The sequence below is a fragment of the Armatimonadota bacterium genome, from assembly GCA_013314775.1.
Lineage (GTDB): Bacteria > Armatimonadota > Zipacnadia > Zipacnadales > JABUFB01 > JABUFB01.
Window position 1 is genome coordinate 13,206 of record JABUFB010000012.1, and the last position, 17,261, is coordinate 30,466.

The window sequence follows — 17,261 nt, forward strand, 5'->3', positions numbered from 1 at the left end:
CGCAGATGGCAAGCAATCTCATTCTCCTCGGCCCTCCGGGGGCCGGGAAGGGAACGCAGGCCGAGTTCCTGGTGGACCGCCTGGCGATTACCCACATCTCGACCGGCGACATGCTGCGGGCAGCAGTTGCGAAGGGCACCGAGCTGGGCCTCGAGGCCAAGCGGTACATGGACGCGGGGAACTTGGTGCCCGACGAGTTGGTCGTGGGGATCGTACGCGAACGGATTTCCGAGCCTGACTGCGCCAACGGCTTCTTGCTGGATGGCTTTCCACGGACCATCCCGCAGGCCGAAGCTCTGGATGCAGCCATTGCGGAGCTGGGACTGGAGCCGCCGACCGTGGTGAACATGGAAGTGCCGGACCAGGTGCTCATCGACCGTCTCTCGGGGCGGCGCATGTGCGATACCTGCAAGTCGATCTTCCATATCAGCCGCGACAGCGTGGACGTGGGCGCCCCCTGCCCGCAGGAGGGCTGTTCCGGGAAAATCTATCAGCGGTCGGACGATCAGGCTGAAGCGATCGCGCAGCGCCTTGAGGTGTACAAGCGTCAGACCGAGCCGCTGATTTCGTACTATGAGGGCAAAGGCCAGCTGGTCAGGGTGGACGCGGTGGGGACTGTGGAAGAGGTCAACGCCGGCGTATTCGCGGCCCTGAAGGCACGAGGCGTGGGTTGATGTCACGGCTTGTGAGACGCATCCCGGACGTCCCGCGGAAGTCGGACGCCGAGATCGAACTGATGCGCGAGGCCGGAAGGATCGTCGGGCGGGTTTTGCAGGCGATCGGAGAGGCTATTCAGCCGGGCATCAACACTGCGGAGATTGACAAGCTGGCGGAAGAGATTATAGTATCTTCGGGCGCACGGCCGAGTTTCAAGGGCTACCGGGGCTATCCAGCAACGATCTGTGCCGACCCCGACGATATTGTGGTCCACGGAATCCCCAGCGAACAGATGGTCCTGGCGGGGGGCATGCTGTTTGGTGTGGACGTTGGCGCCCATTACCAGGGATACCACGGCGATGCGGCCATGACCTGGCCGGTCGGCGACGTGTCACCGGAGAAGCTCGCTCTTCTGGAGGCGACCCGAGAGGCGCGTGATCTCGGGATCGCTGCCGCGGTGCCGGGCAATCGGCTGCGCGCGATCAGCGTTGCGATCCAGAACCATGTAGAGGCGCGCGGGTTCTCAGTGGTGCGAGACCTTGTGGGGCACGGTATCGGCCGGTCCATGCATGAGCCGCCCCAGGTGCCCAATTTCGTGGACGAAGGGCATTTCCCGGAGTACAACCTGACCCTGCGCCCCGGCCACACGCTGGCGATTGAACCGATGGTGAATGCCGGGGGATGGGCGGTGACCCAGGACGACGATCATTGGACGATCCGCACCGCCGACGGGAGCCCATCCGCGCACTTCGAGCACACCATCGCCGTAACCAAGGACGGTCCGGTGATTCTGACGCTGCCCTGATCGGTTCGACTGATGTGTACCAGCCGCCAGCCAATAAGGAGCCAAGAGGCACTTCATGGCTAGAAAAGAGAACAAGGCGCCCGAAAGCGACAAGAAAAAGGCCATTCCGGTCCGTGGCACCGTTGTGGAGAAGCTGCCGAATGCAGTCTTCCGTGTGGAGTTGGAGAACGGTCACGAGGTACTGGCTCACGTTTCGGGCAAGATCCGCACCCGGGTCATCCGCGTGATGGCGGGGGACAAGGTGACGGTTGAGTTGACGCCTTACGACCTCACCCGGGGCCGGATCACCTGGCTGCACAAGTAGCTTTCGAGAGAGCCGGTTCGCCACGACCGTAGCCGCAGCACACCGACGGCGGAGTTGCTGACCGGCATTTGAGGAGCATCCCGATGAAAGTACATCCGTCCGTGAAGAAGCGTTGTGACAAGTGCAAGATCATCCGGCGCCATGGCGTCGTTCGCATCATCTGCGAGAATCCCCGGCACAAGCAGCGCCAGGGCTAAACGGTAGATATCGTAGGAGGCGCGTAAATGCCGCGTATTGCAGGCGTAGACCTTCCGAGAGACAAACGGGTTGAGATTGCCTTGACCTACATCTATGGGATCGGCCGGCACACCGCCGCCGAGATCATGGAGAAGACCGGCATCGACACCGCTCGTCGGATGAGGGACATCACCGAGGCTGAGGCTGCGAAGCTGCGCGAGGTCATCGAAAACGACTATGTGATTGAGGGCGACAAGCGCCGCGAGGTGCAGACGAATATCCAGCGCCTTATCGAGATCGGCACCTATCGTGGCCTGCGCCATCGCCGTGGTCTGCCGGTTCGTGGCCAGCGCACCCGCACCAATGCACGCACGCGCAAGGGCAAGCGGAAGACCGTTGCCGGGAAGAAGAAGGCCAGCGCCAAGACCTGATGCGGGCTCTGGAGGTCCCTCGGCATGCCGTGCAAAGGCACGGCATCGCCCGGACCCTCGCGCCTGGTGCCGTCGACGTCATCGAACAGCCGGTTCGGATACTGGAGGATACTCATGCGTCAGTCCCAGAGCGGTCGCAAGGCCAAGGCCAAGCGCCAGGTTCCGTATGGCCGCGCGAATATCAAGTCCACTTTCAACAATACCATCGTGAGCATCGCCGACCAGCAGGGCAACGTTCTGTGCTGGGCAAGCGGCGGCACGATCGGCTTCTCCGGGACCAAGAAGGGCACGCCGTTCGCCGCTCAGCTCGCTGCTGAGAATGCGGCCCGCAAGGCCCAGGAGTACGGCATGCAGAGGGTCGAGGTGTTCACGCGGGGGCCCGGTTCGGGCCGCGAGACGGCTGTGCGCGCGTTGCAGGCTGCGGGCCTGGAGGTCGCCTCTGTGCGCGATATCAGCAACGCCCCGCACAATGGTTGCCGGCCGAAGAAGCGCCGGCGCGTCTAAGCTCCACGGATGGGCGGCGTGTGAGAGCGCCTGCCAAGCTGAGACTATCAAACTGTGTGAACGAAAGAGCGTCGCAGGACGCTTTGGAGGAGACCAAGCCACATGTCACGCTACCGAGGCCCCGTGTGCCGGATCTGCCGCCGCGAAGGGCAAAAGCTTTTCCTGAAGGGCCAGCGCTGCAATGGCCCCAAGTGCGCGATTGAGAAGAAAGCGTACCCGCCCGGGCAGTTCGGCGATTCAACCCAGCGCCGCCGGCGCATCAGCGACTACGGCATGCAGCTTCGCGAGAAGCAGCGGTTGCGGGCCATCTACGGGGTGCTCGAAAAGCCTTTCCGCAAGTACGTGATGGAGGCTGAGCGGATGGAGGGCGTCGCGGGCGAAAATCTGCTCAAGCTGCTTGAGAGTCGCCTCGACAGCGTGCTTGTGCGCGCTTCCCTGGCATCCAGCCGCGCCGAGGCCCGCCAGCTGATCGCCCACGGTCACGTGACCGTAAACGGCCGGAAGGTCACCATCAAGTCCTTCCGGATGCGGCCGGGTGACGTTGTCGGCGTGCGCGAGAGGAGCCGGGAAATTCAGCCGATTGCCGGTGCTGTGGCGTCGGCCGGAGGCCGCCCCAGTCTCCCGTGGCTGCAGGCGGATCCGGAAAATCGGACCGCCACCATGCTCAGCCTGCCCGAGCGGGCTGACATTGACGTAGACATCGACGAGCAGACCATCATCGAGTTCTACTCTCGGTAAAGTGCTGTCCCGTGTTCGGGACAGGCTTAGGGGAGATGACCGGGCGTCGGCCTGTGCGATTTTTGGCCGCCGCCATGCTTTTCCGGTCTGCCGCCAGGACATTCGCCCAAGGGAGCGCAGAGAATGATAGGGGAACTTGACCCCAAGATCACCGCAATGGCACTGGACCCGAAGTACGGGAAGTTTGCCATCGAACCGCTGGAGCGCGGTTTCGGGCACACGCTGGGGAACGCGTTCCGCAGGGTTCTGCTGGCCCATATTCCGGGCGCGGCAGTAACTGATGTGCGCATCGAGGGAGCGCTGCATGAGTTCACGACGCTCCCGGGTGTTGTCGAAGACGTGATGGAACTGGTCCTGAACCTGAAAGAACTGGCCATTAAGGTCTCGCCACTACCGTCGGACGAGGAACATGAGGAGCGTATCTGCCGCATTTCGGCGTCGGGAGAGACCGAGGTTCTGGGCGCGGATGTGGTGACCCCTGCGGGTGTGGAGATCCTAAATCCCGAAATCCACATCGCCTCGCTCAGCGATGCGGACGCGCGGCTGGAAATCGAGTTCTGGGTGGAGATCGGCACGGGCTACGAGCCTACGGAGGAGCGCACTCGGCCGCGACGCGGCAGCGACATCATCCCCGTTGATGCGTTGTACGCTCCGATCAAGCGCGCGACGTACGCCGTTGAGCCTACCCGTCTGGGGCACCGGACCGACCTGGATCGGCTTGTCCTGGAACTTTTCGGAAACGGCACTGTCTTGCCCGAGGATGCATTGAAAATCGCCGCGAAGATCATGCAGGGGTACATCGCGATCTTCCTGGGCGACGTCGAAGAGGACCACGCCCTGACTGAAGCAGCTGCAGAAACTGCCGACGAGGGCAACAAGTGGCTCGAGACGCCGATTGAGGACGTGGATTTCAGCGTCCGGACCTTCAACTGCCTGAAGAAGGAAAGCATCAACACCCTGGGCGAGCTTGTCCGCAAGTCTCCGGAGGACCTGCTGGGTATCCGGAACTTCGGGAAGCGCTCGCTCGAGGAAGCCATCGAAAAGCTTGCACAGTTCGGCCTGTCCCTGGCCGAGCCCAGCGAAGACAGGGGCTAAAACCGGTTCTGACCCGGGCCTTTGGCGGCGTGGTGCGCGGCCTGGCCCCGGAGATGCGAAGGAGACGGCAATGCGACACCGCAAAGACCATAAGCGCATGGGCAGGGCAGCCGACCAGCGGATCGCCCTCCTGCGCAGCCAAACGGGCTCTTTGTTCCGGCACAACCGGATCAAGACCACCGTCACCAAGGCCCACGAGACCAGCCGTTTCGCAGAAAGGCTTATCACGCTGGCGAAGCGCGGCGACCTCGCAGCACGCCGTCGGGTGCTGCAGGAGCTTCCGCAGCCGGATGTAGTGGCCCACCTGTTTTCTCAGATCGCCCCGCGCTATGCGGATCGTTCCGGTGGGTTTACACGGATCACGCGGGCCGGACAGCGCCAGGGCGATGGCTCCGAGATGGCCATTCTTGAGCTGACGGACTAGGAGCAGACGCGCTGGACCGCACACACCTTGACAGACAGGTGAGCGCCGACGCGGGCGCACGAAAGCCCGTCCATGCGACACTTCAAGCTCGTCGTGCAGTACGATGGGACCGGCTATGCGGGCTTCCAGAGACAGCCTGACCGGCCCACGGTGCAGGGTGAGATCGAGAAAGCGCTGGAAGGCATACTGGGCGAGCCGTCCCGAATAGTAGGGGCGGGGCGCACCGATGCCGGGGTCCACGCAACCGGGCAGGTGATCCGAGTCTCCACGGACAAGCCGATCCCCTGTGAGCGGCTTGTGGAGGCGTTGAACGACTCGTTGCCGCGCGCCATCTGCGTCAGCGGTGGCCAGGAGGTCGGCGAGGAGTTCCATCCGCAGTACAGTGCGATCGCGAAGACCTACTCGTACCAGATCATGAACCGCAACGCGCGCTCACCTTTCCTGGAATTGTGGGCGTGGCACATCCGCCAACGGCTGGATGTGGACGCCATGCAGCAGGCGGGGGATGTGCTGGTGGGGGAGCACGATTTTGCAGCTTTCGCGGCCTCGGGTGGGTCGGCCTGCAGCACAGTTCGGACGGTGACAGAACTGAGTTGTCGGCGCCTGGATGAGGGCCTTGTGCAGATCAGGATCACCGGGAACGGGTTCCTTTACATGATGGTTCGCAATGTGGTGGGGACGCTGGTGGAAGTGGGGTTGGGGCGTCGCTCCGCGGAGAGTATGCCTGCGGTGCTGGCGTCGCGGGACAGGGGTCTTGCCGGCGCAACGGCCCCAGCTCACGGCCTGTGTCTGTGCGAGGTCATCTACGAGTAAATGCCGATGCCCCGCCGTTCACAGACTGCAGTGGAAGCGCCGGGTTCGCATATTCGGAGGTCAGTGATGGATAACCAGAAGACCAAGTCGATGAAAGCCGAGGACGCCCAGGCAGACTGGTGGCATGTGGATGCCGACGGTCAGGTTCTCGGTCGGTTGGCCGCCAAGGTTGCGGCTATTTTGCGCGGGAAGCATAAGCCGACTTACACCCCGCACACTGCCTGCGGCGACTTTGTGGTGGTCACTAACGCCAGCAAGGTCGTCCTGACGGGACGGAAAGCGGCGCAGAAGAAGCGCTACAGCCACTCGGGCTACCCGGGGCATCTGAAAGAAGAGTCCTATGAGCACTTCCTCGCCCGGGCCCCCGAGAAGGTGGTCCTGAAAGCCATTGCGGGGATGCTCCCGCACAACGCGTTGGGCCGCAAGCTCATCGGTCGCGTGAAGGTGTACGCCGGCTCTGAGCACCGCCACGACGCGCAGCAGCCCAAGCCGCTGGAGATCTAACTGCGGCTCGCCGTCTATCCAAACAACTACTCTCAGCCCCATAAGTCGAGGGAGGCGCTGATCTTGGAGCAGGACAGGTTCTACGGCACCGGCAAGCGGAAGGATGCAGTTGCGCGCGTTTGGGTGGCTCGCGGCACCGGAGAATTCACCATCAACGGGCAGCCTTACGCTGAGTACCTGCACCGCGTGCAGCTTGAGCAGATCGTTCTGCAGCCCCTGCAGCTGATCGACGGTGTCGACAAGTACGATGTGCGGGCTTTCGTGAAGGGCGGGGGCATCAGCGGACAGGCTGGCGCAGTCCGTCACGGCATCGCCAAGGCTTTAGTAGCGGAGGATGAAAGCCGGCGCACCCTTCTTGGCGCTGCCGGGCTGCTCACTCGTGACCCGCGCGTCAAGGAGCGCAAGCACGCCGGGTTCCGCCGGGCCCGCCGCGCGAAGCAGTTCTCCAAGCGGTAAGGCACTTCCGTCCTTCGCAAGGGTTTGATCGAGCCGGCCTTGCTCCCCGGGGGAGCGGCCGGCTCGTGTCGTCTGCCCGTCGACCCAGGAAGCCCTGAAGTCGGGGGCCGGGAAACATATCCGGACCTGCGAATGTCCAACAGGTAAGGGTGTTGGCGTGCAAGGCAGTGCGCGCGGCCCTGACATGGCTTTATGATGCGTCTCCTCGAAGCACCGTCCCGGTAGGCCGGGAGGTTCTACTCAAGGTGGAAAGATTCATGGCGGTTGTAATGTCCCGCTGGGCCGCCGTTCTCATTCTCGGGTTCGTCGTGGTTTCGTATTGCGCCCCGGCAGTGGCGGCCGGCGGCGAGCGCGACGGCCATCTCCTGGAGCTTGCGGTCGCCTATGGAGACAGCCATCTGGACTTCGCGTCTAACCTCGTCCTGACTGAGAGAGGGTACGCGGATATCCCCGAATACAGCCTTCCTTACGCCATCGCGCTGCTCGAGCTTGGCCTCAGCAACTCTCGGGCGAAGGCGGTGCTGCAGGCATGCATTGCGACCCAGGACGTTGACCCAAAATCGCCCACTGTGGGCCAGTTCAGGGATACCACGGCCTCGACTGAGTATTCCCCTTCTGCGACTGCGATCGCGGCAGTCCTGCTGTCCCGTGCGATCAGCGCGCATGGGGACAAGCTGGGAGATGATTTCCGGGCCACGGTTCGCGCATCCGTGGAATTGTGTGCCCGCGCACTTGCAGCGCTCTTGAGGCAGACGAAAGATGAAGACGAGTCCCTGGCATTGCACGCAGCCGCGGCACGGACGGGGATTGCGCTTGGAGATCCTGCCCCCACCGAGGCCGCAGTGGCGATGGTCCGCAGATGGCTGGCGGAGATCGCGCGTGGCGGACGAACCTGGGGGCCGTCGCCGCGTGCCGACGCTCTGCGGCTGCTCTACCTGCAGTGGCTGTGGGACGCGTGCAGTCCTGAAGCCCGTGCGCCGGTGGACGAACTCTTGCGACTGTGCCTCCTGGATTTTGCGCAGCGGGTGCCCCCGGGCGCCGGCATCCCGGCCGGGGCCGTCTTCCGCGCAACCCCCGAGGATTACACAGCCACTCCGGGCTTTGCCGCGAGCCTGATCTACCGCGATCTTGCTGGTCCCCTGCCCGAACGAGTCACACCTTTCGCAGCGACGTTGGCACTGAGCAGCTATGTGCCGCCGGCGGATCTTGTTTCCAGGCCGGAACCGGCATTTCAGCCCTACCAGCTGACCACTCGTGCCCAGCGCGAGTTGGTGCCGGATCAGACAGACACCTACATTGCCCCGCAATTCACGCTGGGGAGTATGAGCGGCTGGTGTCTGCCGGGGACACTGCCAGTGATGGCGACGTTCGCGGCGGCGCAAAGGCGGCCCACTGCCCGGTTCCAGGTCCACGGCACTCCCGCGCACGTCAGCTCGTTGCAGTTCGGGAACCTTGTGATCTGCTCGCTGAACTTCGACCGGATGGGAGTGGGCCAGAGGCTGCAGGCTTACGTGCGTGGTGCGCTGGGAAGCGTGCATGACATCGAAGAAGTTTTCACCATGGGCCAGATGTGGAATGGAGAGCCGATTGCGATCGGCGCCCGGGCGACGGTTGTGGTCAAGCGCGCCGGGGTGTACATGGCGATCACCTTGCTGGATGGGGGCACCGCCGACAGCGAAGCGGGTTCCCGCCGCAAACCGGGGGTCCTGGAATGGGATGGGGTGGGTGAGAACGCGGAGCTCACCCTGACGGTGTACGCGCGGCAGGAGGAATACCGGCTGCGGCGGCCTGCCGACGACCTGAAGGCCGGCATGGTGGTGCAAGTGTGGGACGCCGCGCAGTTCCCCTCCAGTGCGGACGTGGACAACTGGCTGGCGCGCTCGAAAATCAACCAGCGCGAGAACTCGACAACCGAGCGAACCTACCAGCCGCGGGAGACCCACCCGATTCTTGATCGGAACAAACCCCAGCCCAAGGGGAAAAGTGTTTCGCGGACGGTCTCACTGCACACCATCGAGTACTCGTACTTGAGGGGCAGAGGGGACACTTTTGTGCTGGTTGAGGACATTCGCAATGAGCGGGTGCTGAGCCGGACTGCGAACGGGGTGGCAATCGGCGGCCAGCAGTGGTGGCTCACCCCGGCGTTCAGTCTGATGCCCGGCCAGAATGTGGCCGAAGCGCTGGCGCCTCTAACTTCTCCACAGGCCCCGGTTGAGCCAACGGGTGGGGAACCGGTGGGGCAACCCGCGGAACCAGCGGAAACCCCGTCGGAGTAGGTATTCGGTGGAGACCATAACGCCCGGCCCTGTCCTCTCGGACAGCGGCCGGGCGTTTCCGATTGCGCATAGATGTGGCCTATCAGGGGAAGGGTGGCGGTGGCGGCAGGCCGTCACTGCCGGGAGTGGGGGGAGTGGGCGGCATGACCACGCTCCCGCCTCCACCCAGTGGCGGTGGGGGAGGCAGGTCCGGGGTGGTGCTCCCGCCGTTCCCACTGCCGTTGCCATTATTGTCACCATTACCCGAGGGCACGGCGCTATCCGAGCCGCATCCGGCGACGGCTACGATCAGGGCGATGAGGCCCACTGCGAGCAGCCACTTCGTCACTCGCACTTCCTCCTGTTCACGTGCCGGTATCGGTAGGAACATTGACCCCGCCTGTTCCTGTCTCGAGTATACATGCCCCACGGCGCCTGTGCAACGGTTCGCGAGCTGCTACAGTAGCTCATCCACGTTGTCACGGACTTTGCGGATTGCCGCGAGGATCAGGTCCATGTCGCTGGTGTCGCCAAGGAACACCGAGTGGCCCAGTGAGCAGCCCTCTTCGGCCAGGACACGGTCTGCCACGGGCGTCTCAACGGTCGAGTAATCCGGAGGCTCGCAGCCGCTGGGCCAGCAAACAGGGCCGAAGTTGCGGTTGGTGAAGAGCGGGTTCTTCTGGATCGGGTGCAGGTGCCCGCTGCCGATGCTCAGGCCCTCGGCAGCCATTGCCTCGACGAACTTCGCCCGGGAGAGTCCGGCGAACTGGTCGCTCTTGAACTTGAAGTGGTAGAAGTAGCATCCGCGGCGGGTCACCACGTTCTCATCCCACTCGATGGGCTCCACACCGGGGATTTCGCGCAGACCGGCTTCGAGATGCCGGAAGTTGCGCATGCGGGTGAGGTTCTGCTCAGGCAGACGGCTCAGCTGCGCCAGGGCGATGGCGCCCTGCCACTCGGTCATGCGCAGATTGCTGGCGACGATGTGGTGTTCGTAGAAGGGCCGCCCGGCGATGCGCCCGATGTGGTGGTAGCTGAAGGCCTTGGCGGCGAGCTCCTCGTCATTGGTGAGGACAATGCCGCCCTCACCGGCTGTGAGGTTCTTGCCGGCCTGCAGGCTGAAGGTGCCGAACTGACCGAAAGTGCCGCAGCCCTTGCCCTTCCACTGGCTGCCATGGGCATGTGCGCAGTCCTCGATCACGAACAGGCCATGCTTAGCGGCGATGTCCATAATGCGGTCCATATTGCATGGATAGCCGCCATAGTGGACCGGGATGATGCCGGCAGTGCGCGGAGTGATCGCCGCCTCGATGGCATCGGGGTCAATCTGGTAGGTTTCGGGCTCGATGTCCACGACGATGGGAATCGCGTTGACGAGGATGACTGCGGTGGCGGTGGCGACGAAGGTGGATGCGGGGCAGATCACCTCATCACCCGGCTTGATGCCGACGGCTTTGAGGGCGAGCTCGATGGCCTGGGTACCGTTGGTGCAGGCGACCCCAAACCTGGCGCCCTGATACTCGGCGAAGGCAGCTTCGAAGCGCCCCACCTGAGATTCCGCGCTATCCTGATATGCGCCGCGCCACCACTTTCCCGACTCCAGCACGCTGGTGAGCGCCTGGCGCTCTTCATCGCCGTAGATCGGCCACTGTTTCCCTATGGGCCGGTCGATAGTCTTCGGTCCGCCATTGATCGCGAGGTTCGGCATGAAAGGAGGCACCTGCCTGGTTGCGGATTGTGAACGTCGATGGATTGTTCGTCGGAGGCGTTCCGGGACCTTCATGGGGTGGAAGAGTTGCTTTTCGATGAAGAAGGATCGATGCGAGCCGACGGGGTAACTGCCCCCGGTGCTTCATCCGGTGGGCCTCCAATAACCGATCAAAGCGTCCGTTGGTCGTTTGCAGACACCGCCACCGGCACCGCGAGAGCGTATCCCCACCACCCATGCACGTGCACTGCGTCTGCGATGCTTGCGACGGCGTTCCGCCAGCCCCTGGGGGGCCGCAGGGATTGCGTCAAGGGCGCCGACAACACTGGCCTCGGGCATGATGGGCCCGTTTACCCGATTGCGCATATCCCGATCCGGGCCAATCCGCAGCTGGAAGACCGCCGGCAGTTCGTCAGTGTGATTTGGCATCGGTGCCCAGTGGCTCCCGGGTTGCGAGCACCGACGAACGGAAGAAGACCGGAGCAGACTCGAGTGCCACTGAATCGATGCCCAGGCCTTCTATTGCTTCCCCCGTGGGTGCTCCGTCGACCAGGATCCCTTGTTCTGTTCCAGCATGCGGGTGGCTCCCATCTGGCGCAGTTCGCGAGCAAGCTCTCTTCCGAGGTCTTCCGGCGCATCGAGGCCGCCTGTCACGCAAGCACGGCAGCAGTCTCTGCCGTCAGGTTCGAGAATCACGCCCCGAACCTGGCACATACCGGCGTCCACTCGGGCGAGTACTCCGACTGGCTGACGGCATCCTCCCCCAAGCGCAGCGAGAGCGGCGCGCTCCACAAGGGCACAGACCCTTGCGGTCCGGCAGTCAATCGCTGAGAGCGCGGAGATCGTCCTGGTATCGTCGGCTCGCGCCTCGACTGCCAGGATGCCCTGCCCGGCGGCGGGTAAGGAGATCTCCAGCGGCAGCCACTGAGTAATCCTGTCGGCCATGCCCAGTCTGAGGAGGCCCGCACCTGCAAGGACAATGGCATCCAGGCCTTCGCTCTCCAGCCTGCGCAGTCTGGTATCTATGTTGCCGCGAAGCGGGTGGAAGCGCAGGTCGGGCCGGTAGTGGGCAAGTTGCGCCATGCGCCGGGGGCTGGATGTGCCGATCACCGCGCCCTCGGGAAGGGCATCGATCCCGTCTGCATCTCTGCAGACCAGCACATCACGGGGGTCGGCGCGTTCCGGCATGGCAGCCAGTGTGAGGCCGGAAGGCATTTCGGTGGGCAGGTCCTTGAGACTGTGGACGGCGAAATCGGCGCGCCCGTCGAGCAGCGCCTCTTCGACCTCCTTCGCGAACAGGCCCACGCCGCCGGCTTCGGACAGTGATCCATCGGAGATTTTATCGCCCGTGGTCTTCACGACCAGGAGTTCTATCTGCAGATGGGGAGCATGTTGGCTCAACTGCTCCGCCACAAGCTGCGACTGCGCCAGCGCGAGTTTGCTCCCGCGCGTGGCGAGCACAAGGCGATCAGGCATAGCCCCCATCCTTCACGACCGCAAACGCTTCGCCAGCCGCGGCGATGGTCTTCTCCAAATCCTCTTCGTCGTGGGCTGTTGAGATGAACGCCGCTTCGCAGTATGAGGGCGCGAAATACACGCCTCGCTCCAGCATCGCGTGGAAGAAGGCGGCGTACGCAGTGGCACTTGCACAGGCGATGTCATCCGCGCTTGTTACAGGTCGGTGTGAGAAGAACGCGGTCATCATTGAGCCGACCCGGTTACAGGTGATCTTGACGCCGGCTCTCGCCGCGGCGGAGCTGATGCCTGCCTCAAGAGTGGCGGCTTTTCGCTCCAGCAGCTCATACACGCCAGGCTCGCGCAGGGCCTCCAGGGTGGCGATCCCGGCCGCCATGGCTACAGGGTTTCCTGCGAGAGTGCCCGCCTGCACAGCCGGTCCCAGGGGAGATACGTACTGCATGATGTCATGCCTTCCGCCGTATGCCCCGACCGGGAAACCTCCTCCGATAATCTTCCCCAGGGTGGTCATATCGGGAGTTACCCCGTACCGTTCCTGTGCACCTCCCCGGGCGACCCGGAAACCGGTGATGACTTCGTCGAAGATAAGGAGTATCCCCGCGGCAGCGGTTATCTCGCGTAGGCCCTGCAGGAAACCTTCCGCCGGCGGCACGACGCCCATGTTGCCGGCCACCGGCTCGACGATCACGGCCGCAATCTGGTCCGGGTGATCGGAGACCAGCGCCCGCACGGAGTCGAGATCGCCGAACCGAGCGACGAGAGTCTCCCGCGCATAGCCGGCAGGTACGCCGGCGCTGTCGGGAACGCCGTACTGGAGGCCGGTTGAGCCGGCTTTGACGAGGAGCCCATCGGCGTGACCGTGCCAACAGCCGTCGAACTTGATCACTTTGTCTCGACCAGTGAAGGCGCGCGCCACCCGGATAGCGCTCATCGTCGCCTCCGTGCCGGAGTTGACCATGCGGACGAGTTCGAGAGATGGCATGGCTTCCTGAAGCAGTTCGGCCATACGGACCTCGGCGGATGTCGGGGCGCCGAAGCTGGCGCCCTTTGAGATTGCCTCGGTCGCCGCAGCGACCACCCGGGGATCTGCATGGCCGAGGATGAGTGGTCCCCACGACATCACCCAATCCACGTACTCATTACCGTCTACATCCCATAGCCGGCCGCCCTTGCCGTGGCTGATGAATCGAGGGGTTCCGCCCACCGATCGGAACGCTCGGACCGGAGAGTTTACGCCTCCGGGCAACCGTCTCTGGGCCTCTTCGAACAGGACTGCGGACTTACTCGTGTTCATCTCGCTCGCTCTCCGGTCTTCGATATACAGGACTGGTCTTCTTCAACTCGCGCACGGTACTCAGCAGCAGGAACTCGGAAAGGCCGGACTGCTGCGCAAGCCGACGTATGACCTGATGCACGGTGTCGACATCAGGGCCATGGATCATGGTGTATAAGGTGTAGGGGAAGCCCTCGAAGGCCGGGCGGAGATAACAGTGGCTCACGTGACTGTCGCCGGCGAACAGCCGGCCGACCTCATCCTGGCGCGCGAGTGGCACTTTCCACACGACCATGACATTCCCCGCGATCCCCGCCTGACGATGTCTCAGTCGGGGCCCCAGCCTGCGGATAACCCCTTCATCGCGGAGACGCCGCATCCTGCACAGAAACTCATCCTCAGACATCCCGGTGTCGCCTGCCATTTCCTGAAATGGACGCTCGGTCAGCGGGATGCCCTGCTGCAGACGCTCGATCACGAGCCAGTCGGCCGGGTCAATCATGACGCCATCTCGTCTGCGCGGAAAGCGACCCGAATCTTGTAGACCCTCTCAGCTGGAAGATTATGAATGGGCCCACACTCCGCGCGGTCGGCGATTGTGGCCAGTTTCTCGTTGATCTCTTCCTCCGAGGGGGCAATCAGTGTGAACCACATGTTGTACTCATGGTCGCGCAGGTAGTTGTGGGTCACTTCCGGCATTTCGGCAAGCAAGGCGGCGACTTCGTCCACGCGTTCCGGAGGGACTCTCACACAGGCGAGGGTACTATGATAGCCCAGGCTGCGCGGATCTAGGAAGGCAGACAACTCACGGATGATGCCCTCCCGTTGTAACCGGTCAAAGGCATCGATCACTTCCCTCTCGGAAGCACCCAGTTGCTCGGCCAGCGCCTTGAAGGGGCGCGTGACCAGGGGCAGGCCTTCCTGCGCTGCTTCCAGTAGACGGGCATCGAAACTATCCACCGGCGGCACCCCTCCGTCCGGGCGATCTATACAGACACCAGGGGTCCTCGGCCATGTAGTCGCCCGCCGAGTAGTAGTATGCGCGTGCCCGGCACCCACCGCAGATCGTCTCGGCGTCGCAATCCTGGCAGCGCCCGGACGGTTTCTCTGTCCGCAACCGGCTGAAGACGGGACTGGTGGCCCAGATTTCTGAGAATGGTGTTTCGCGAACATTGCCCACTTTGAGCGGCAGGTATGGGCAGGGCTGTACGTCGCCGTTGGGGATGATGACGCAATACGCCGTCCCAGCCAGGCACCCTTTGGTGTAGCGCATGGGAATGCCCTTGCGTCTTGCGATGCGCATGAACTGCGGAGCGCAGGTGGGCTTGAGCTCGATCTCAACCTCGCGCTGCTTGTCGAGGATGCAGCTGAGAAGGCGCTCGTACTCGCGCGCTTTGAGGCTCTCCGCCTCGATGTCCTCGCCCCGGCCGGTGGGCACAAGGAAGAAGATATGGTGCCCCACCGCGCCGAGTTCCCCGGCGAGATCGGTCATTTGCGTGATGATCTGTGCATTGCGCTCGGTGACGGTGGTGTGGATTTGGAAGGGGAGGCCGCCCTCCAGACAGTGTTTCATGCCCTGCACAGAGGCTTCCCACGCCCCGGGCATGCAGCGCCATTCATCATGTATGTCGGGATCGATGTGATCGAGGCTGATACCGACGCGCGCCAGTCCGGCAGCTTTGAGCCTGGCGACGACTGCAGGAGTGATGAGCGTGCCATTGGTCCCAAGGACCACCCTCAGGCCCTGCTCCGTGCCATGGCGGCACAGATCGTAGATGTCCTCGCGCATGAGCGGCTCGCCGCCGCTGAGCACCATGATCTTGAACCCGGCCCGGGCTATCTCTTCCAGCAATTGCCTGCCCTCATCGGTGGTCAGTTCGTCGGGGTCCGGTTCGGCTCCCGCTGCCCGGTAGCAGTGCCTGCAGAACTGGTTGCACTGGCGCGTGGTGTTCCACGATATCAGCATCCGGCCTGCTCCTTGAGCCAGCGAGCAACATCAAGCGCGTGGTATGTGAGAATGATGTGGGCGCCGGCCCGTTTGATCGATGTCAGTATCTCGAGGGCCACTCTGCGCTCGTCGATCCAACCTCGTTCCGCAGCGGCCTTGACCATAGCGAATTCGCCGCTAACATTATACGCGGCGACAGGCACCGGGAATGTGTCCGCGACGGTGCGGATAACGTCCAGGTAGGACAAAGCCGGCTTGACCATGATCAGGTCGGCGCCCTCGTCGATGTCCAGGGCTGCCTCGCGCAGGGCTTCGCGGGCATTGGCAGGGTCCATCTGATATGCGCTGCGGTCACCGAACTGCGGGGCGGAGTCTGCCGCCTCGCGGAACGGTCCGTAGAAGCCGGAAGCGTACTTGACCGCATAGGACAGGATGGCGGTCTGTGTCAGCCCGGCGTCGTCCAGGGCGCTGCGGATGGCGCCGACACGTCCATCCATCATGTCAGAGGGAGCCACGATGTCCGCACCGGACTGAGCGTGGGAGACTGCGACGCGGGAAAGCAAGTCCAGGGTGGCATCATTCAGCAGATTGCCCTGATCATCGAGTTGTCCGCAGTGTCCGTGGCTCGTATACTCACAAAGGCAGACGTCGGTGATGACGCACAGATCGGGCGCAAGTCGCTTGATCTCAGCAACTGCCCGCTGCACCACGCCTGTCTCGGCCCAGGCTTCGCTCCCGAGGTCATCTTTCGCTTCCGGGAGACCAAACAGCAGCACGGCGGGAACTCCCGCTTCCGTGACGCACTCGACGACCCGCCCGAGTTCGTCAACAGACAGGTGATAGTTGCCGGGCATGGAACTGATTTCCTTGCGAACGCCTCGACCGGGCACCACGAACAGGGGCAGGACCAGGTCTGACACCTGCAGCTGTGTCTCTCGGACCAAGGTGCGGATAGCCGGGGTGCGCCTGAGCCGGCGCAAGCGAGTTCGGGGGAACAAAGTGCACCTCCGTATTGCTGAACTAACTGTTGAGACCCATCAGTTCCCGGGCATGCTCCCGCGCGCTGTCGGTGACGCCCTGCCGCAATCGGTCCAGGATGTCAGACTGCAGGAGACGCTGCCAGGCGGCGGCTCGGTCGGATTGCCGGTCAAACTTTGCCAGCACTTCAGGGCGGAGCTCACCCATGAGTTCGGCCAGGTGCCCGTGCTCTTCGCCGACCACGCTCTCAAGCAGAATACGCAAATGTTTGGCGAGGGCCGGCGCGGTGCCGCCTGTGGAGACGGAGATGGACACCGGGCCCCGTTCGATCTGGGCGGAGACATAGAAGTTGCAAAGGGCCGGCTGGTCAACCACGTTCACGAGCAGTCTGCGTCGCCTGCATTCCTCGGAGACAGTGGCATTCAGAGCCGCATCATCCGTGGCCACAATCACCAGGAAGACGTCGTCGAGATCGGGATGACTGTAATCGCGCACGTGCAGCTCGAGGGTTCCGTCACCGGCCAGTTGTCGCACCATCGGGGACGGGTCACGCGCCACCACGCGAACCATGGCTCCGGCTCTGAGCAGCGAGTTGATCTTGCGCTCCGCAATTCGGCCCCCACCAACGACGAGGCATCGTTGGCCGTCGACACGAAGACTTATGGGGAAGCCATGGCTCATGATTCCACATCCGAAGCCGGCTGGGTCCCGCCGG

22 protein-coding genes are annotated in these 17,261 nt (G+C 63.5%); 13 read left to right on the forward strand and 9 right to left on the reverse strand.

Going from position 1 to position 17,261, the window contains the following annotated elements:
* Positions 1-5 precede the first annotated feature (5 nt).
* The 13 genes from HPY44_16000 to HPY44_16060 all read left to right on the forward strand — a co-directional run bounded on the left by HPY44_16000 (position 6) and on the right by HPY44_16060 (position 9,184).
* A complete protein-coding gene (locus tag HPY44_16000) occupies positions 6-674 on the forward strand; it encodes an adenylate kinase (GenBank protein NSW57512.1) in 669 nt (222 codons plus the stop codon).
* A complete protein-coding gene (gene map, locus HPY44_16005) occupies positions 674-1,462 on the forward strand; it encodes a type I methionyl aminopeptidase (GenBank protein NSW57513.1) in 789 nt (262 codons plus the stop codon). The genes HPY44_16000 and map overlap by 1 nt, the downstream gene beginning before the upstream one ends.
* Positions 1,463-1,517: 55 nt before the next feature.
* Positions 1,518-1,766 (forward strand): translation initiation factor IF-1, encoded by a 249-nt coding sequence (infA, locus tag HPY44_16010; protein ID NSW57514.1) that lies wholly within the window; start codon positions 1,518-1,520, stop codon positions 1,764-1,766.
* Positions 1,767-1,849: 83 nt separating this feature from the next.
* Positions 1,850-1,963: a 50S ribosomal protein L36 gene (gene rpmJ, locus HPY44_16015; GenBank protein NSW57515.1), complete on the forward strand. Its 114-nt coding sequence runs from the start codon at positions 1,850-1,852 to the stop codon at positions 1,961-1,963.
* Positions 1,964-1,990: 27 nt separating this feature from the next.
* Positions 1,991-2,374 carry a 30S ribosomal protein S13 gene (gene rpsM / locus HPY44_16020; GenBank protein NSW57516.1) on the forward strand — a complete coding sequence of 128 codons (384 nt, stop codon included), beginning with the start codon at positions 1,991-1,993 and terminating at the stop codon, positions 2,372-2,374.
* Between the two features lie 114 nt (positions 2,375-2,488).
* Entirely contained in the window at positions 2,489-2,878 is a 390-nt protein-coding gene (gene rpsK / locus HPY44_16025) for a 30S ribosomal protein S11 (GenBank protein NSW57517.1), read from the forward strand.
* A gap of 102 nt (positions 2,879-2,980) precedes the next feature.
* Positions 2,981-3,616, forward strand: a complete 636-nt coding sequence (rpsD, locus tag HPY44_16030; protein NSW57518.1) for a 30S ribosomal protein S4 — start codon at positions 2,981-2,983, stop codon at positions 3,614-3,616.
* Positions 3,617-3,739: 123 nt separating this feature from the next.
* Positions 3,740-4,711, forward strand: a complete 972-nt coding sequence (locus tag HPY44_16035) for a DNA-directed RNA polymerase subunit alpha (protein NSW57519.1) — start codon at positions 3,740-3,742, stop codon at positions 4,709-4,711.
* Positions 4,712-4,781: 70 nt separating this feature from the next.
* Entirely contained in the window at positions 4,782-5,135 is a 354-nt protein-coding gene (gene rplQ, locus HPY44_16040; GenBank protein ID NSW57520.1) for a 50S ribosomal protein L17, read from the forward strand.
* 72 nt (positions 5,136-5,207) lie between these two features.
* Positions 5,208-5,948, forward strand: coding sequence for a tRNA pseudouridine(38-40) synthase TruA (gene truA, locus HPY44_16045; GenBank protein NSW57521.1), 741 nt, complete (start codon positions 5,208-5,210; stop codon positions 5,946-5,948).
* A gap of 90 nt (positions 5,949-6,038) precedes the next feature.
* Entirely contained in the window at positions 6,039-6,452 is a 414-nt protein-coding gene (gene rplM, locus HPY44_16050) for a 50S ribosomal protein L13 (GenBank protein ID NSW57522.1), read from the forward strand.
* Positions 6,453-6,515: 63 nt separating this feature from the next.
* Positions 6,516-6,908, forward strand: a complete 393-nt coding sequence (gene rpsI / locus HPY44_16055; protein ID NSW57523.1) for a 30S ribosomal protein S9 — start codon at positions 6,516-6,518, stop codon at positions 6,906-6,908.
* A 257-nt stretch (positions 6,909-7,165) separates the two neighbouring features.
* Positions 7,166-9,184, forward strand: coding sequence for a hypothetical protein (locus tag HPY44_16060; GenBank protein ID NSW57524.1), 2,019 nt, complete (start codon positions 7,166-7,168; stop codon positions 9,182-9,184).
* A gap of 82 nt (positions 9,185-9,266) precedes the next feature.
* Here the strand turns inward: HPY44_16060 and HPY44_16065 are convergent, their stop codons facing one another.
* The 9 genes from HPY44_16065 to HPY44_16105 all read right to left on the reverse strand — a co-directional run bounded on the left by HPY44_16065 (position 9,267) and on the right by HPY44_16105 (position 17,227).
* A complete protein-coding gene (locus HPY44_16065; GenBank protein NSW57525.1) occupies positions 9,267-9,512 on the reverse strand; it encodes a hypothetical protein in 246 nt (81 codons plus the stop codon).
* Positions 9,513-9,620: 108 nt separating this feature from the next.
* Complete coding sequence (locus HPY44_16070) at positions 9,621-10,871, reverse strand: DegT/DnrJ/EryC1/StrS family aminotransferase (protein ID NSW57526.1); 1,251 nt, start codon at positions 10,869-10,871, stop codon at positions 9,621-9,623.
* Positions 10,872-11,390: 519 nt separating this feature from the next.
* Positions 11,391-12,347 carry a hydroxymethylbilane synthase gene (hemC, locus tag HPY44_16075; protein NSW57527.1) on the reverse strand — a complete coding sequence of 319 codons (957 nt, stop codon included), beginning with the start codon at positions 12,345-12,347 and terminating at the stop codon, positions 11,391-11,393.
* On the reverse strand, positions 12,340-13,641 hold the full coding sequence (gene hemL, locus HPY44_16080; GenBank protein ID NSW57528.1) for a glutamate-1-semialdehyde 2,1-aminomutase: 1,302 nt from the start codon (positions 13,639-13,641) through the stop codon (positions 12,340-12,342). Before hemL ends, hemC begins: the two co-directional genes overlap by 8 nt.
* Positions 13,628-14,122, reverse strand: a complete 495-nt coding sequence (locus HPY44_16085) for an Lrp/AsnC family transcriptional regulator (protein ID NSW57529.1) — start codon at positions 14,120-14,122, stop codon at positions 13,628-13,630. The genes hemL and HPY44_16085 overlap by 14 nt, the downstream gene beginning before the upstream one ends.
* On the reverse strand, positions 14,119-14,580 hold the full coding sequence (locus HPY44_16090; GenBank protein ID NSW57530.1) for an Lrp/AsnC family transcriptional regulator: 462 nt from the start codon (positions 14,578-14,580) through the stop codon (positions 14,119-14,121). The genes HPY44_16085 and HPY44_16090 overlap by 4 nt, the downstream gene beginning before the upstream one ends.
* Complete coding sequence (nirJ2, locus tag HPY44_16095; GenBank protein ID NSW57531.1) at positions 14,573-15,586, reverse strand: putative heme d1 biosynthesis radical SAM protein NirJ2; 1,014 nt, start codon at positions 15,584-15,586, stop codon at positions 14,573-14,575. The genes HPY44_16090 and nirJ2 overlap by 8 nt, the downstream gene beginning before the upstream one ends.
* Positions 15,580-16,566: a porphobilinogen synthase gene (gene hemB / locus HPY44_16100; GenBank protein ID NSW57532.1), complete on the reverse strand. Its 987-nt coding sequence runs from the start codon at positions 16,564-16,566 to the stop codon at positions 15,580-15,582. The genes nirJ2 and hemB overlap by 7 nt, the downstream gene beginning before the upstream one ends.
* 22 nt (positions 16,567-16,588) lie before the next feature.
* Positions 16,589-17,227: a bifunctional precorrin-2 dehydrogenase/sirohydrochlorin ferrochelatase gene (locus HPY44_16105; GenBank protein ID NSW57533.1), complete on the reverse strand. Its 639-nt coding sequence runs from the start codon at positions 17,225-17,227 to the stop codon at positions 16,589-16,591.
* Between the last annotated feature and the right edge of the window lie 34 nt (positions 17,228-17,261).

Bases quoted from the DNA above. Each gene is read 5' to 3' on its own strand.
- hemC (NSW57527.1), bottom strand. From the start codon at position 12,347: ATGCCTGATCGCCTTGTGCTCGCCACGCGCGGGAGCAAACTCGCGCTG.
- hemL (NSW57528.1), bottom strand. From the start codon at position 13,641: ATGAACACGAGTAAGTCCGCAGTCCTGTTCGAAGAGGCCCAGAGACGG.
- HPY44_16060 (NSW57524.1), top strand. From the start codon at position 7,166: ATGGCGGTTGTAATGTCCCGCTGGGCCGCCGTTCTCATTCTCGGGTTC.
- rpmJ (NSW57515.1), top strand. From the start codon at position 1,850: ATGAAAGTACATCCGTCCGTGAAGAAGCGTTGTGACAAGTGCAAGATC.
- truA (NSW57521.1), top strand. From the start codon at position 5,208: ATGCGACACTTCAAGCTCGTCGTGCAGTACGATGGGACCGGCTATGCG.
- map (NSW57513.1), top strand. From the start codon at position 674: ATGTCACGGCTTGTGAGACGCATCCCGGACGTCCCGCGGAAGTCGGAC.
- HPY44_16000 (NSW57512.1), top strand. From the start codon at position 6: ATGGCAAGCAATCTCATTCTCCTCGGCCCTCCGGGGGCCGGGAAGGGA.
- HPY44_16070 (NSW57526.1), bottom strand. From the start codon at position 10,871: ATGCCGAACCTCGCGATCAATGGCGGACCGAAGACTATCGACCGGCCC.
- rpsK (NSW57517.1), top strand. From the start codon at position 2,489: ATGCGTCAGTCCCAGAGCGGTCGCAAGGCCAAGGCCAAGCGCCAGGTT.
- nirJ2 (NSW57531.1), bottom strand. From the start codon at position 15,586: ATGCTGATATCGTGGAACACCACGCGCCAGTGCAACCAGTTCTGCAGG.
- HPY44_16105 (NSW57533.1), bottom strand. From the start codon at position 17,227: ATGAGCCATGGCTTCCCCATAAGTCTTCGTGTCGACGGCCAACGATGC.
- rpsM (NSW57516.1), top strand. From the start codon at position 1,991: ATGCCGCGTATTGCAGGCGTAGACCTTCCGAGAGACAAACGGGTTGAG.
- rpsD (NSW57518.1), top strand. From the start codon at position 2,981: ATGTCACGCTACCGAGGCCCCGTGTGCCGGATCTGCCGCCGCGAAGGG.
- rplQ (NSW57520.1), top strand. From the start codon at position 4,782: ATGCGACACCGCAAAGACCATAAGCGCATGGGCAGGGCAGCCGACCAG.
- HPY44_16035 (NSW57519.1), top strand. From the start codon at position 3,740: ATGATAGGGGAACTTGACCCCAAGATCACCGCAATGGCACTGGACCCG.
- HPY44_16085 (NSW57529.1), bottom strand. From the start codon at position 14,122: ATGATTGACCCGGCCGACTGGCTCGTGATCGAGCGTCTGCAGCAGGGC.
- infA (NSW57514.1), top strand. From the start codon at position 1,518: ATGGCTAGAAAAGAGAACAAGGCGCCCGAAAGCGACAAGAAAAAGGCC.
- rplM (NSW57522.1), top strand. From the start codon at position 6,039: ATGAAAGCCGAGGACGCCCAGGCAGACTGGTGGCATGTGGATGCCGAC.